This window comes from Enterococcus sp. AZ067, assembly GCF_051715005.1.
Taxonomy (GTDB): Bacteria; Bacillota; Bacilli; order Lactobacillales; family Enterococcaceae; genus Enterococcus_D; species Enterococcus_D casseliflavus.
In genome coordinates, this window is record NZ_JBIOSY010000001.1 from 2,161,128 (window position 1) to 2,175,293 (window position 14,166).

Sequence of the window (14,166 nt, forward strand, 5' to 3'; positions counted from 1 at the left end):
TTTTAGGAAAAAGATTGGTATTCGAATCAGGAAACGGTATACTAAGAGTTGTATTTTGTCATAGAAAGGACTGAACCAATGTTTTTTACAAATTTCATAAAAGCGATTTTATTTGGGATCATTGAAGGGATCACGGAATGGCTGCCAATCAGCAGCACGGGTCACTTGATTCTAGCCGACGAATTTATCGGATTGAATGTAACTCCCGAGTTTATGACGATGTTCAATGTTGTCATACAACTGGGTGCGATTTTAGCAGTCGTCTACTTATATTTCCATAAACTAAACCCTTTTTCACCGCAGAAAAATGAGTTAGAGAAAAAAGATACATGGACGTTATGGTTTAAAGTCGTCGTGGCGGTCTTGCCATCGGTTATTATCGGATTACCGTTAGATGATTGGTTAGATGCGCACTTCTACAACTTTTTCTCCGTTTCGATCGTCTTGATCGTTTATGGGATCGGCTTTATCGTGGTAGAAAAACGCAACAAAAATAAAGCACCAAAATGTACCGATTTGAACAAGTTCACCTACAAAGCGGCATTGATCGTAGGAATGTTCCAAGTATTGGCATTGATCCCAGGAACTTCTCGTTCTGGTGCTACTATCTTAGGTGCTATCATGATCGGCGCTTCTCGTTATGTTGCTGCTGAATTTTCATTTTTCTTAGGTATTCCCACCATGTTTGGTGCCAGTGCCTTGAAAATCTTCAAGTTTTTGAAAGATGGCAATGCCTTTGATTTCCAAGGAACCGTCATCTTATTGACAGGAACCATCGTGTCATTCATCGTTTCGATCATCGCGATCCGTTTCTTGATGAACTACATCAAACGGAATGATTTTACCGTATTTGGATGGTATCGCATCGTTTTAGGAATCATTTTGATCGGCTATTGGCTGATCCAATTATAAGCAAAAAGAGCAACTCTTGGGCAGGTAACTGCCGCAATAGTTGCTCTTTTTTTCGTTTGAATGCTCTCTAGTTCCTCACGTGTTTTTGATCACCATACCATCGATGATATCAACCGCACTTTCGGTGTCGTTGATAATCGATTCAAAGCGATCATAAATATCTTTCCACTTAATAATTTCCAGCACTTCTTTTTCATCCGTAAACAACGCTTTTTTCATTTTTGAATACAAAAGATCTGCTTCTGATTCAATCGTATTTACATCGTTGATCATTTGACGCAATGTTTTTGAATTTTTGAACTTCGGAAACTCTTTTAATGCTGTTTCGACCCCCTGTGTCGCTTGAACGATCATTTCAGCAAATAAGTTCGTCTCAGGGCGAATCTTCGTAATGACCAAATTCTCAAATAAATAAGTCAGTCCCATAATGCCATCCAAAATATCATCTAAACGCTCAGAGATGACCAGGATGTCTTCGCGATCGATCGGTGTGATAAATGAGTCGTACAACTCATTCGTTAACTCAGCGATCACCTGATCGCCTTCCTTTTCTAATCCATGAATCTCAGCTGCCGCTTCACTTAACGCTGTTTCAGAGTAATCATTGATCAACAGCGAAAAACGTTTCGCAGCTAGATGCCCATTTGTTGCCAACTGCTCCATTGCCGCAAAATAATCAAATCCTTTTTTTCGTGCCATTACTTTCTCTCCTTACAAAATTAGCAATAAAATTTTCACCATTAGAAACGCAATCAACCCGCAACCAGGGAACGTTAAAATCCAAGCATAGATCATTTCTTTAACGATGCGCCAATCAACGCTAGAAAAACGTCGAGAAGCCCCTACCCCCATGATGGCAGTCGTTTTTGTATGGGTCGTTGAAACTGGGATACCAAATACGGAAGACAAGAACAAACAGATCGCAGCGGTAACATCTGCAGAAAAGCCCTGGTATTTTTCCAGTTTTACCATATCCATCCCTACTGATTTGATGATTTTCATCCCACCGACAGAAGTACCGATTCCCATGGTCAAGGAACAAAGAACCATCACCCAGAGTGGGATCGAAAAGCCATTGCCGGTCTTTTCAGCAAGATTGTTGTAGAAAAGCCCTAACATGAAGACACCCATAAATTTTTGGCCATCTTGTGCACCATGTAAGAACGCATTGGCACCAGCCGCAATGGCTTGACCAACTGTAAAAATTTTGTTGGCTTTTCGCCGTTGGGTATCGCGAAAGAGCCATACGATCAGTTTCGTGATCAGAAAGCCGCCAATGAAGCCCATCAACGTAGAAACGACAAGACCGATCAAAACTTTCAGCCACTCCTCGCCATTGACTGCATGTAACCCACCAAGGGCCATGGCTGCACCAGTCAGTCCTGCGATCAACGCGTGAGATTCACTAGTTGGGATCCCAAAATACCAAGCTGCGACCGTCCAAACAACAATTGAAAACAAGGCAGCGGCTAATGCGATCTGTGAGACCCGAAAACTCCCGCCTGAATCAAAAGTCACAATGTTGCTGATGGTTTCTGCAACTTGCGCATTAAAATACGTCATCACTAGCACACCTAAGAAATTCATGACGACTGCCATGCCAATGGCGATATTCGGGCTTAAGACTCTCGTGGAGACAGCGGTTGCAATAGCATTCGGCGCATCCGTCCAGCCGTTGACGAAAATCACCCCTAATGACAACACAATCGTTAGAAACAAAGCGATATTCACATAGATTCCCCCATTTAAAAATTCCGAAGTAATCATAGCATAGAAAGCTGTTTCTGTGTAAACTTTTTATAACTATTCAGTAAAAAATGTGTAAAGAAGCATTTTTAAAATCCATAAAGCAAAAAATAGCACGGCCAAAAAACAAATTTTTGTGTTAAGTAAAATTTCTTTACAACTTTTATTGCAATCACTCTTGGCATTAGGTATAATGACTAGTGTTGATTTATACGTTTTCTAAACGTAATTGAACTTTTTTTTCGGAGGTGAAATACATGCCAAACATTGAATCTGCAATCAAACGTGTTCGCACAAGCGAAGCGGCTAATGCTAAGAATTCATCTCAAGTAAGCACAATGCGTACAGCAATCAAAAAATTTGATCAAGCTGTTGAAGCTGGTGCTGATAACGTAGATGCGTTATATAAAGATGCTGTTAAAGCAATCGATATGGCTGAGACTAAAGGATTGATCCACAAGAACAAAGCTAGTCGCGACAAATCTCGTTTAAGTAAAAAAATTGCAAAATAAGCAAATTAAGAAAGGCGCAGCAATCATCGATTGCTGCGCCTTTCTTTTTGACTTACTGTTTGCCATGTTTTAAAACAAATAGCTGGAACAAATACTCTTTGTCCATCTGACCACTTTTCACTAAGTAATCATTTTCGATCAATTCACTATAAAGTGCCGCTAATTGCTTTTCTCCAAACCCCCGAGCTTGCTGCATCGCTAACTTCACTCGGTACGGATGAATCCCCAACGTTTCTGCGATATTGGCTTGCTGGTAGCCAATTTTCATCAAAATCGCCGCCTGTAACAGCAGACGGACTTGGCTGATCAAGATAGCATTGATCTTGATCGTCTCTTCCCCTTGCAATAATAGATCGTCATACAAGCGCAACGCATCCGATACGTTCCCCTTTAAGACATCGCTGGTTAATTCAAAGACATTGTGTTCCAACGTCTTAGGGATCAACTGCAAGACGATCTCTTTCGTAATTTTATTGCCATTTCCTGCATACAGTCGTAGTTTCTGTAACTCCTGCATCGCTTTTGATAGGTGCAGATCCGTTAACCGTAAAAACAAATCAAACGCCTCTCGGCTCATTTCGATGCCATCATTGGCCAACGACTGTTGGAGATACTGACGCACGTCGGCTTCTTTCATAGGTGCGACATCAATCACAACTGCGGCTTTCTTCAACTGCTTAGTAATTTTTTTCCGTTCATCTAATTTATCGACATCTGCAAAAATCACCATTACCGATGATTCCAATGGGTCTTTGATATAATTCAAAAAATCATCTAGGTCATGCTCAGGTGCATTGCTCTTTTTTTCAGCCGTTAAGAAAAATGGCCGCTCAATGAACAGTAATCGCTGATCGCCAAAAAAAGGCAACGATTGAGCTTCTTGGATCACCATATCAAGGGGATCTTTCTCCATGTCAAAGGAAGCAAAATTCAGATCATCTTTCCCAACGGAAAAACGCTCCAAAAAGGCCGTGCGAACTTGCTCTTGTAAAAACATTTCACTGCCGATGACCAGATAAATCGATTGCAACTCCTTGGTTCGAATTGCTTGCAACGCTTTTTGTAATTCCATCGTTCCCCCCGCTTTCATTCTTATCCTACCATTAGTCAATCGGATAGTCTAGCAGCGTTTTTATCAAAAATGATTGTTGTTTTTCAGACCAAATAAATTGGATCATGCCTTGCTGATCGGTTCGCAAAACGGTCTGATTTACCAACGTTTCAAGCACCTCTTCATGAGGATGCCCGTACCGATTGTTCCGTCCACTTGAAACGATCCCGAATTGGGGATCGATTGCCGCAACAAACTCAGGTGCCGTCGAGGTCCGACTGCCATGATGCCCTAGTTTCAATACATCAACTTTTAAATTCGGATAATCATGAATCAACTTTTTTTCCCCTGCTTGTTCGAGATCGCCAGTAAACAAAAATGTTTTATCCCCTACCTTGGTTTTAATCACCAGCGAATCTTCGTTTTGTCCTGCACCTGATTCTGGTGCCAATACTTGCAACTGAAGGAAATCACCCACCACTTGGCCAACCGTCGTCCAAACAACGCTTGTATGATTAGGCAGTTCGTTTAAAAGCTTGGCGATGCGGTGATCTTGTTCACTTCCTGGCACAAGATATAACGTTTCAACAGGGATCGCCTTCATCAATGCTAGCGCATCTCCCATATGGTCCGTGTCCCCGTGAGTTAGAAACAAACCAGTAATCTTCCTGACTCCCTCCCCTTTCAAAAAAGGAATCAATGAAGATTCAGCGGCAGCTTGTCGTTTGCGCTCTTGCCAGTTTTCTTTCGGAAAAGATAGAGAACCTCCAGTATCGATCACATAAACTTCGCGATTTTTTTCTGCCTGTAAAACGATACTATCGCCTTGACCAACGTCGACATAACTAATGGTAGGTAAAACGCGATTCTGTTGAAAGACCATTGGTACAACAAGCGAAAAACAGATCACCAGCAGCCACCGTTTCTTTTGGTAACAGAGCAGGCCAAGCAAACAACAACTAGCTGCCAATCCTGCAGGAAGGGCACCCACCGTTATCGATACGCCTCCTACAGCGCCCACGGCAACTTCCATAAGTAATAAAAGCTCTTCAAAAAGGGCAATCAGCCCACTGATGGTTGGGAAAAGCGTCCCAGCAATGAACATTAAGAAACAGGCTGGCAGCAAAACCAATTGAAAAAACGGTAAAAAGACAAACGTCAAAAAGCCCCCAAATAATGGAAATTCATAAAAGAGCGAGACAATGACAGGCGCAGCCAGCACCGTGAGGAACTGACTGCGCCAAAACCACGTCAATTTGATCGGTCGCTGCATCACTATCAGGAAGGTCATCAAAAGACTTAGTTGCCCCGATGTTTGAAGCAATACTTTGGGATCAACGAATAAAAGAGCCGTTAAGACGATCCCATAATGATCACTTGCCGATAGCCGTTGTTGATAAAGAGTGGTCACTTGAGTAACCGACAATGCCAAGACAGCACGCCAGACACTAATGCCGCCGCCACAAATCCCAATTACGACCAAGAAAAAGACCCCCATTGGCAACAGCATTTCTTGTTGCGTAAACCCCAATCGGCAGAAGCATCCGCGAAACCACTTGAAAAATAAGACGACATGCATTCCTGAGATCGTAAAGAAATGCAATAAGCCACTAGCACGATACATTTGACGTACTTCTTGAAAGTCATGGTCTTTAAAACCAAAGAGCAACGCATTGATATAGGCTGCTGAGCGTTCAGGAAAGATTCGTTGCACAGAAGAAATAACCTCTGCTCGAACTTTTGCAAGCGAAAAGCCTGAGTCTGCTGCTTCCATTCCTACCATTTGCTCGATATGGACTGTGCCAATAATTGATCGACTGGCTAGATAGGCAGAATAGTCAAACCCGTGGCGGTTTCGTGGTTTTTCAGGAAGAGAAAAAAATCCTTTCACAAGCAGCTTTCTTCCCCAATCGGATCGATCCTGCCATTGCTGTTTTTCAGTCTCTGAAGAAATCGTGTAACGGCCAATCACTTTACCTGCGGAAGATTTTGCTTCAAACGTAAGCAGATCGCCATTGATTTTGATCGTGTCTGGCAACACATTGACTACCCCTTGATACTCACCTTCTTGTATGTTCCCAGTCCGAGAAAGACAGACGCGGACACTTAACAGCAACAGTCCGACAAAACAAATCATGCACAAAAATGCTTGTCGTTTTAAGACAAGCATCACGAAATAATAAAGTGCAATGAGTCCCAGTAAGATGGACTGCACATAGTAAGCAGTCACCGAACAAGCAAAAATAATACTAAGAAATAAAAATGAATCAGTTCTCTTTTGTTGGTTGTGCATCATTCAGCACACCAAATGAAAGTTTTTCAAAATACACCGGATCAAGTTCAACTTGGTGGACGGAAGCACCTACTTGTTGAATCAATTCCATTGCATACTGATTGTTACGATAGTCATTCAAATAATGGATCGTTTTGACCCCTGCTTGCAAAATTGCTTTCGTACAGGGAAGGCAAGGGAAATGCGTCACATAGATTTCCGCATTGTCTGTTGACACCCCTAATTTTGCACATTGCAATAAGGCATTCATTTCTGCATGAATCGTCCGAATACAATGGTCATCGACAACATAACAGCCATCGTCGATGCAGTGTACATCGCCACTGACTGACCCATTGTAGCCTCCAGCGATGATTCGGCGATCTTTGACTAATGTAGCGCCGACTTCAAGTCGGGAACACGTACTGCGTAAAGAAAGTAAAACAGCTTGCGCCATAAAATACTGGTCCCAAGGGATTCTCGTATTGCTCATTCATTTGCTCCTTTGCGATTGATTAGTTCTATTCTAATCGAATTTCTTGAATTTTCAACCGTCATTTCTTAGTATTTCTTACTTTTATTTGGTTCAGTCCGTCACTGTAATCATCTCTTTCAAGGACTCAAAGGTCTTCTCTCCGATGCCTGTGATCTTTTTTAGGTCATCAATCTGTTTAAAAAAGCCATATTCTTCGCGGTAAGCGATGATTGCTTCTGCTTTTTTGGCACCCACACCTGGCAGTTCTTGCAGTTGCTGCGCATTGGCTTGATTCAGATTGATTTGTGCCACTGCTGTTTGGCTGCCACCTACTCCTGAAGCATTCATCTCCATAAACGCTTGATCCCCTTTATGAGGGACGATCACCATCTGTTGATCTTGCAACACCTGTGCTAAGTTTATGGCTGTTTCTAACGCCTCTTCTGTCAGACCACCTGCTTGTTCGATCAATTCATACATCCGCGCACCTGATTTCAAGCGATAAATTCCCGGTTGGTGCACTTCCCCTTTGACATCGATAACGATCTCATACTCTTCATCGTGAAGACTATCTTCTTGAAGGGCTCCACCTTCCCCCATTTCAGACGATTGACCTGCTGCATCTGCCATTGAATGCCAGTTTGTTTCTTTGTTTTGCGAGAACGGTACAAACCAGATGATCAGCAACACCATCAAAACAGCACCACCAACTGCAAATCGCCAATAGTCTTTGAGCAGCTTCCATTGATCCATTTTCACCACCTCATAGATGAAATACGCAAAAAGTAATCAAGGACAGAAAAAAAGTCAACACTTTCCACGTGTCGACTTTTTCACCAGCTAAGAAGTAATCGAATAGTGACAGGTAACTTTCTTTCGGCTCCCCTCATCCTCTATTTTCTCGCTGACTTTTCTAAAACCTTTCATCTGACTGATTTCATAGCCACATGTTCGTGGCAACTCCACCGTTAAGCGAACGGTACGATCAGTCTTTTCCCAGCTTAAAGTTACTAATCCAAACGTACTTTGTAAGGAGCCTTTGACATGGGCTACAGGTACATCGAAGGCTGGTTGTATCAGTATCCCAGCGCTTGTCATCTGAATGCCTAATAAATGACGGACAAACCAATACCCATAAGAAGCAAACATGGCATGATTCAACGAACCCTCGTAAGTGGCTGAATGTTGCGGCGTTGGAAAATGTTCCATCAAAGTGCCGTTTCCACTTGCCAGCATTTCTGCATAACTAGGCGCAGATTTCCTCGTTAACCAATCAAAAATAATATCATTATAGCCAGCTTCAGCCAGCAACTGATAACTCCATGCCATCCCGAAGATGCCGAAAGAGAAAATACCCTCTTGCTGCTTGATCCGTTGTACTAATTTTGGCAAGGTTTGTTTTTTCTCGCTGATTCCTGTTTTCATTGCAAAGATCATGCTAGACAAGGTGCCCGCACCGTATTGCTCATTTCCTTTAGAAAACTGCTGTTTGATTTGCTGTGTCGTGTACTGGATCGCTGCTGTCACTCGCTGACAATAGTCCTCGTTACCAATGATCCTCAAGTCGATCAATTCTTGGTAACGCTGTAGTAAAAGCAGATACATGCAGGCAGAGCAAAAGGACTGATCTGGCGAAGTAATGACCCCGTTTTGCTGAGTTTCATCAATTGCTCCCCAATCACCGAGGCAACACTGGGCGATATAATCAAAATCAAAAGCGAGTAAATAGTTGAGATGCCGTTCCAACTGTGGACGCAGCTTGGCAACCGCTGCTTGTTTCCCATAGGTCTTCACCAATGCCAAAGCAAGCTCTGGAACTACCAATTGCCACCCTAACGCACCACCACCATTTGATGGACCATTTGTCATGATTCCTACAAATGGCGCAGTTGCAGTCATTGCACCATCCGGTCGTTGGTCGTTGGCAAAATCCCACAACACTTTTTCCAACAACGGCGCAATCGCCAGATCTGCCATCTGTGTTGGCAATAAAGCGACGATGTCTCCGCCATATCCGAACCGCTCACGGGTGCAGTCCTCAAAATACGAGTGGATGTTGTTCAACCGCGTGGCTTGGCCAACCGCCCATAACTGATTCAAGAAGGGATCGGAGGTTTCAAGGGTTACCAACGATTTCACATCCGTATGCAGGCGATAGGCTTTGATTGCGCCCACAATCGCTTGAAGCTTGTTAGCAGGTTTCGTCTCGATCAACGCATAGCGAAAGGAATGATACGTGTAGCGATTTTCAAAAACGAACGTCCTCGCTGCCGTTTTCTCAATGATGTCTCGTTGAACGATGGGATCATCTGGCTGCTTCCCTTCATAGGGATCGTATATGCCATAAGTTCCACTGATCGTAGACGTATAATCTGGGTTGCCTTGCTCATCTAATGTTTCTGCATAGCTGATTCTGATCTGACCAATGAAATCTTTCTCAAGTGTACAAGCAAATTGACCGCTGATGATTTGACCGAAGTCAATGAGCAGTCCCGCTGCAGTTTCGGTCATTTTTTGGGGAACGATCGATTGTGTGCGCTTGATTTTAGGAATAAAGCTTGGCTTAAAACGTCCGGCGGGACCAGCAATTTGTACCGTTTCTCCTTCTGGTCGAGGATCAGGTACATCGGTAACGATTTCTCCTATATAAAGATTGTTTTGCAAATAAGGCCCAAAACTACTTTGCCACTGATTGTCTGAGTAAATGTAGCGATTCTCTCCTCCGTCATTTAACTGAAGCTCCCCCCAGAAACAAGGTTTACCAATCGCTAGTTGTTTGCGGATGTTATACCGACCTAAAATCTCAATCGGAGCAGGGTTGTACCAGCCATTCGCAAGTTCAACTTCGATCCGATTGTCTCCCTCCTGTAAAAAATCAGTTAACTCATAAGTATCATAGTAGACGACTCGATCATAGTTCGTTACATCACTGTTTAAATAAACATCTGATACCGTTTTTCCATTAACAGACAAGCGATAAAAACCAAGCCCGCAGCAATCGATCACTGCATAGGAAGGACACTTTTCCAGTGTGAAGGAGCGGGACAAGCAGCTATTTTTCTCTTCTGAAAAGTAAAACCGTTCTTTTTTAATTGGATCATCTAAGCGAGTGATCCACTTGCCCATGGTTTCTTTAGGTTGCTCACGCTTTTCTATCGTGAAAAACACACTGCTGTATACGGTGACATCGTTTCCTGCTCCTGCTGTCAATTTGACTTGATATTTTTTTCGCTGTGGATGCTGTGGTAAGTGGACCGCCATTTTATTCTCAGAAGCGGCTATGTTGGAAACGTCATACACTGCTTGCTGCTGTTCATTGAAAAGTTGCAATCGATAGCCTTGGTGATTGGTCATCGACCATTCAATAAGGACCGGATCATTTAAATCCACTGTTAATGGCTTTGTCTTCCCGTTGATGGTTATCGTTTCTTTCATACGCTGCTCCTTTCGTGGGTTATTGTGCTTCTTCAATACAGATCTGCTTATCAGCAACTTTGATAAATGGCAACCAAATCATCGTTGCGATCACGATCAAGACGATTTGTAACAATGCGCCCATGACACTACCAGTGACAAAATAGCCGCTAATGATCGGGGGAGTCGTCCAAGGAATTTGTGCAAGCCCTGTTGGGATCGGGACTAACCCGAAATAAAAGGCAAAGTAAGCGACGATCGTTGTGACGGCATTCGCAAAAACAAAGGGAATGAGAAAACTGAAATTCAACATTAACGGTATCCCGAACAACGCTGGTTCACCGATATTGAAAATATAAGGAACACTAGCAATTTTTCCAACCTCTTTGTACTGTTTGCTTTTTGCTACGATCAAAATAGCAATGATCGCACCGACGACCCCAATCGAGGCAAAATGATTCCGAAAGCTCATACTGATAATATTCGTTGGAATCTCTCCCGCCACTGATGCCACACGATTTTGATCTTCAAGGACTTGATGGATTGGGTCCATCACTGCTTGAATGATCGAAGTTCCATGAAGGCCAAAAAACCACAAGAATTGCTCGAAAATTTTCACAACGACCATTCCAACTAGGGAGCCACCTAACATAGTTAATGGAATCCCAAGGGTCCCATTGATCAACGTCATGGCATCACTGTTAAATAAGGCTTCGATGATGAGTCGGATGACCCAAATCGTCGTGATGACAAGAAAAGATGGAATCACCGATTCAAATGGTCCAGAAACAGCTGGTGGTACCGCTGCTGGCATTTTGATTTTGATTCCTTTGCCCTCAATTTTTTTATAAAGAACTGTACTAAAAATACCGACAATAATCGCTAAAAACATCGATTGCGCGCTAACGCGGGTGATATCTAAAAAAGTTCCTGCTTCCATTGCATCCAACGGTGTTAATAGTAAAAAGGAAACAAAAGCAGTTAAGACACATTGCAAAACATTTGTTTCAAGTTTTTCTGCCAGTGATTTTGCGAGGGAAATGACAACTAGCAAACCACCGATTGCGAGTGTGGCATTGTTGACATAGAGCAATTTCTCTTGCCAGACACTAGCATCTTCTGTTCGCAACACCATAGTAATAAAATCGGTCACTTGTTGGATCGGAAAAAAAGCAATAATTAAAAAGATCGACGCAATAAAGGTGAATGGCATGTAAGCTAACATTGCATCCCTAACTGAAGTAATATAAATATTCCCATTGACTTTACTTGCAAATGGACCAAGGGTACTTTGGATCTTATCCCCTAATGATGGTTTGTCGTGGTTCATGGTGATTCCCCATTTCTTTCGAATTTGCTGGTACTATTGACTATTATTATCATCCGGATTATGATAATTGATAACGCTACCACACAAGTATTATATACTATCTCTACCTGTCTTCAATGACGATACTCTACTATTTCATTGACTATTTTTTACCTAAGGAGAAAGCGATGGATAAACAAAACATTCTGCAGCAGTTACAACAATTGACGACTACTGAAGAAATAGCCCTTAAAAAGACGCAAACCCTTCCATACAATTATGAGGATTTCAAGAAAGTCTACAGTGAGAAAAATGAGCCAATTTACCAATATACCTTCGAAAAACACCTTTCTCGTCTCATACGAAAACGACCGCAGGATAGCGGATTTCTTAAGACAAGCCAGCTCTTGATTTTAAAACATGCACGCTTTTCTTCTACACCACTACATCAGCATGATTTTATCGAAATGAATTATGTTTTTTCTGGAACAGTCACGATCATGATTAATGAGAAAAAAGTGATCCTAAAGGCAGGTGACTTTTGCTTACTAGATACTGGGGTGATCCACCAAATTATCGAAACAAATCAAGACGACATTGTTATTAACTTTTTGATCAGCAAAGAGTACTTTTCCACGCAGATGCTCAGTCGGTTGGCCTCCAATAGCATGATCGCCGATTTTGCCATCAATGCGTTATCTGAAAGCCAAAAGCACAATCAATATCTAGTGTTTGAAACGAGTAACAACGACTATTTGATTGATGCGATTTTCGGGGTCTTGGCCCAGTTCTTCAACCCCTCCTTCGGTTCTCATGAGGTCATCCATTCCTATATGATCATTATTTTTTCCGAACTTGTTCGTAATTTCCAGGAAAAACAACGGATCGAGTCGCAAAACAGTGACCAATTGTACCTCGGAGAAGTGTTGGACTATCTGGAGAAACATTTCGCTACTTGCACACTAGCTTCGGTTGCGGAGACATTTGGATACAACCCGAGCTATTTGAGTCGCCGTATCAGTCAGCAGCTTGGTCGATCCTTTGTGACGATCCTTCAAGAATTAAAACTCAATCAAGCCAGTTTATTGTTGAGAAACTCTTCCCTACCTGTGGAACAAATCGCACACCAAGTCGGCTATAAAAATGTCTCATTCTTCTATAAGCTCTTTCAAAAGAAGTATCAGTGCTCTCCTCATGCCTACCGTCAAAACTAAACAATACTGCTGCACACCATTTTATCGACAAAAAAACACTGCTCACTTGATGCTGCTAACGCAGCAATCTCAAATGAGCAGTGTTTTTTAACTAATCAGTTTCAAGCAATTCAGGAATTTACGACGCCGATCCTCGATGATACAACGTTGTATAATATGGCTGTTCGCTGGTATCGATCGCAATACCGATCCCGAGAAATTGATACTCATCGTTTAGAATCGTCGCCCGATGTCCCTCTGAATTCATTAAACCTTGATGGGCGTAAATACTGCTGGCTTGGCCAAATGCCAAATTTTCCCCTGCAGCAGTGAAGCTGATCCCGTCTTCTTGCATCCGATCAAATGGAGTCGATCCATCTAACCCGATATGGTCAAAGTATCGATGTTCTGCCATGTCTTGGCTATGCTTCACGGCAGTCTCACTGGTTGCTTCGCTGAAATCAAGAGGTGACAAACCAAATTTCACTCGGGTGGCATTCGTTAATTCAAATAACTGTGTTCGTAAACCGCTTAAAATGGCGGTTTGATTTTGGCGAAAATCATTCGCATGGCGTGTTTCTAGGGAACGATTGATGATTTGGATCGCAGTCACTGTATCTTCGGCATGAACATCATAGAAAAAAGTAATCAATTGATCGTCTTGCAAGAACAGATCATAGTCGGCATCCGAATCGATGCGATACCGTCGTGATCCTCGTTGTAGACTTTCTTGACGCGTCCCCATCTGATTACGAACGCTTGCTTTTGAAGACCCGATACCTAGCGTGTCATCGATAAGAATCGTGTCTTGATTCGTATAGATCCCTTGCGCAATATCATGTTCATCGTACATCACCATCATGAAGTTACGAAAATCATCGTGATAGGAAGTCCAGTTCAGTCCATACCGATTCGCTGATTCATTGATCGCTTCCCCAAAGGTTTCTTCGATCACTTGTCGTGATTCATTATATAAATATGTCTGGGCAGGCGTTTCTGCCGCTGGCCTTGCTGAAGTGTCTTGTGAAAGAGAAAATTGGGACGAGAGAGATTGAGTGATCTCGTTGAGTCGGGCATCACGAAATGCCAAGCGCCCGTCTTGCCATGTGATCATCTGGCTTGCAAAATAAAGAAGCCCGATGAGAAAAATGCTTTTGATTAAAAATTTTATTTTTTTCATATGACACCTCCGTCAATGAATCTTTATGTGTTAACTTTAGCACGATCGTTTATCCATTCATTCATCCCTAGATTGGATCGCTGATGCACCCTTCCTGTCTTT

General features: G+C 42.5%; 12 protein-coding genes. 3 read left to right on the forward strand and 9 right to left on the reverse strand.

What is annotated here, in order from left to right; all coding sequences use genetic code 11:
* The first annotated feature begins 78 nt into the window (after window positions 1–78).
* A complete protein-coding gene (locus IGI82_RS10300) occupies window positions 79–912 on the forward strand; it encodes an undecaprenyl-diphosphate phosphatase (RefSeq protein WP_005230172.1) in 834 nt (277 codons plus the stop codon).
* Between the two features lie 75 nt (window positions 913–987).
* Here the strand turns inward: IGI82_RS10300 and IGI82_RS10305 are convergent, their stop codons facing one another.
* Both IGI82_RS10305 and IGI82_RS10310 read right to left on the reverse strand, forming a co-directional pair.
* Complete coding sequence (locus IGI82_RS10305) at window positions 988–1,611, reverse strand: DUF47 domain-containing protein (protein ID WP_005230171.1); 624 nt, start codon at window positions 1,609–1,611, stop codon at window positions 988–990.
* Between the two features lie 12 nt (window positions 1,612–1,623).
* On the reverse strand, window positions 1,624–2,679 hold the full coding sequence (locus tag IGI82_RS10310) for an inorganic phosphate transporter (protein WP_438842175.1): 1,056 nt from the start codon (window positions 2,677–2,679) through the stop codon (window positions 1,624–1,626).
* A gap of 236 nt (window positions 2,680–2,915) precedes the next feature.
* On the opposite strand from IGI82_RS10310, the gene rpsT reads away from it, so the two are divergent.
* Window positions 2,916–3,170 carry a 30S ribosomal protein S20 gene (gene rpsT / locus IGI82_RS10315; RefSeq protein WP_005230162.1) on the forward strand — a complete coding sequence of 85 codons (255 nt, stop codon included), beginning with the start codon at window positions 2,916–2,918 and terminating at the stop codon, window positions 3,168–3,170.
* A gap of 52 nt (window positions 3,171–3,222) precedes the next feature.
* On the opposite strand, the gene holA is transcribed toward rpsT, so the two are convergent.
* The 6 genes from holA to IGI82_RS10345 form a co-directional block, all read right to left on the reverse strand.
* Window positions 3,223–4,242: a DNA polymerase III subunit delta gene (gene holA, locus IGI82_RS10320; protein WP_375819676.1), complete on the reverse strand. Its 1,020-nt coding sequence runs from the start codon at window positions 4,240–4,242 to the stop codon at window positions 3,223–3,225.
* Between the two features lie 31 nt (window positions 4,243–4,273).
* A complete protein-coding gene (locus tag IGI82_RS10325; RefSeq protein WP_438842176.1) occupies window positions 4,274–6,517 on the reverse strand; it encodes a DNA internalization-related competence protein ComEC/Rec2 in 2,244 nt (747 codons plus the stop codon).
* Complete coding sequence (locus tag IGI82_RS10330) at window positions 6,489–6,986, reverse strand: ComE operon protein 2 (protein WP_005230159.1); 498 nt, start codon at window positions 6,984–6,986, stop codon at window positions 6,489–6,491. The genes IGI82_RS10325 and IGI82_RS10330 overlap by 29 nt, the downstream gene beginning before the upstream one ends.
* Window positions 6,987–7,079: 93 nt before the next feature.
* Window positions 7,080–7,721: a helix-hairpin-helix domain-containing protein gene (locus IGI82_RS10335; RefSeq protein WP_438842177.1), complete on the reverse strand. Its 642-nt coding sequence runs from the start codon at window positions 7,719–7,721 to the stop codon at window positions 7,080–7,082.
* 87 nt (window positions 7,722–7,808) lie between these two features.
* Complete coding sequence (locus IGI82_RS10340) at window positions 7,809–10,403, reverse strand: family 78 glycoside hydrolase catalytic domain (protein ID WP_438842178.1); 2,595 nt, start codon at window positions 10,401–10,403, stop codon at window positions 7,809–7,811.
* 19 nt (window positions 10,404–10,422) lie between these two features.
* Window positions 10,423–11,712, reverse strand: coding sequence for a PTS sugar transporter subunit IIC (locus IGI82_RS10345; RefSeq protein WP_395997893.1), 1,290 nt, complete (start codon window positions 11,710–11,712; stop codon window positions 10,423–10,425).
* 167 nt (window positions 11,713–11,879) lie between these two features.
* On the opposite strand from IGI82_RS10345, the gene IGI82_RS10350 reads away from it, so the two are divergent.
* Window positions 11,880–12,905 carry an AraC family transcriptional regulator gene (locus tag IGI82_RS10350; protein ID WP_155241577.1) on the forward strand — a complete coding sequence of 342 codons (1,026 nt, stop codon included), beginning with the start codon at window positions 11,880–11,882 and terminating at the stop codon, window positions 12,903–12,905.
* Between the two features lie 118 nt (window positions 12,906–13,023).
* Here IGI82_RS10350 and IGI82_RS10355 read toward each other — a convergent pair whose 3' ends face one another.
* Entirely contained in the window at window positions 13,024–14,064 is a 1,041-nt protein-coding gene (locus tag IGI82_RS10355) for a CAP-associated domain-containing protein (RefSeq protein ID WP_438842179.1), read from the reverse strand.
* Window positions 14,065–14,166: the final 102 nt, after the last annotated feature.

What these genes read in the sequence shown, in the direction of transcription:
- IGI82_RS10300 (WP_005230172.1), top strand. Translation starts at nt 79, where the DNA reads ATGTTTTTTACAAATTTCATAAAAGCGATTTTATTTGGGATCATTGAA.
- IGI82_RS10305 (WP_005230171.1), bottom strand. Translation starts at nt 1,611, where the DNA reads ATGGCACGAAAAAAAGGATTTGATTATTTTGCGGCAATGGAGCAGTTG.
- IGI82_RS10310 (WP_438842175.1), bottom strand. Translation starts at nt 2,679, where the DNA reads ATGATTACTTCGGAATTTTTAAATGGGGGAATCTATGTGAATATCGCT.
- rpsT (WP_005230162.1), top strand. Translation starts at nt 2,916, where the DNA reads ATGCCAAACATTGAATCTGCAATCAAACGTGTTCGCACAAGCGAAGCG.
- holA (WP_375819676.1), bottom strand. Translation starts at nt 4,242, where the DNA reads ATGGAATTACAAAAAGCGTTGCAAGCAATTCGAACCAAGGAGTTGCAA.
- IGI82_RS10325 (WP_438842176.1), bottom strand. Translation starts at nt 6,517, where the DNA reads ATGATGCACAACCAACAAAAGAGAACTGATTCATTTTTATTTCTTAGT.
- IGI82_RS10330 (WP_005230159.1), bottom strand. Translation starts at nt 6,986, where the DNA reads ATGAGCAATACGAGAATCCCTTGGGACCAGTATTTTATGGCGCAAGCT.
- IGI82_RS10335 (WP_438842177.1), bottom strand. Translation starts at nt 7,721, where the DNA reads ATGGATCAATGGAAGCTGCTCAAAGACTATTGGCGATTTGCAGTTGGT.
- IGI82_RS10340 (WP_438842178.1), bottom strand. Translation starts at nt 10,403, where the DNA reads ATGAAAGAAACGATAACCATCAACGGGAAGACAAAGCCATTAACAGTG.
- IGI82_RS10345 (WP_395997893.1), bottom strand. Translation starts at nt 11,712, where the DNA reads ATGAACCACGACAAACCATCATTAGGGGATAAGATCCAAAGTACCCTT.
- IGI82_RS10350 (WP_155241577.1), top strand. Translation starts at nt 11,880, where the DNA reads ATGGATAAACAAAACATTCTGCAGCAGTTACAACAATTGACGACTACT.
- IGI82_RS10355 (WP_438842179.1), bottom strand. Translation starts at nt 14,064, where the DNA reads ATGAAAAAAATAAAATTTTTAATCAAAAGCATTTTTCTCATCGGGCTT.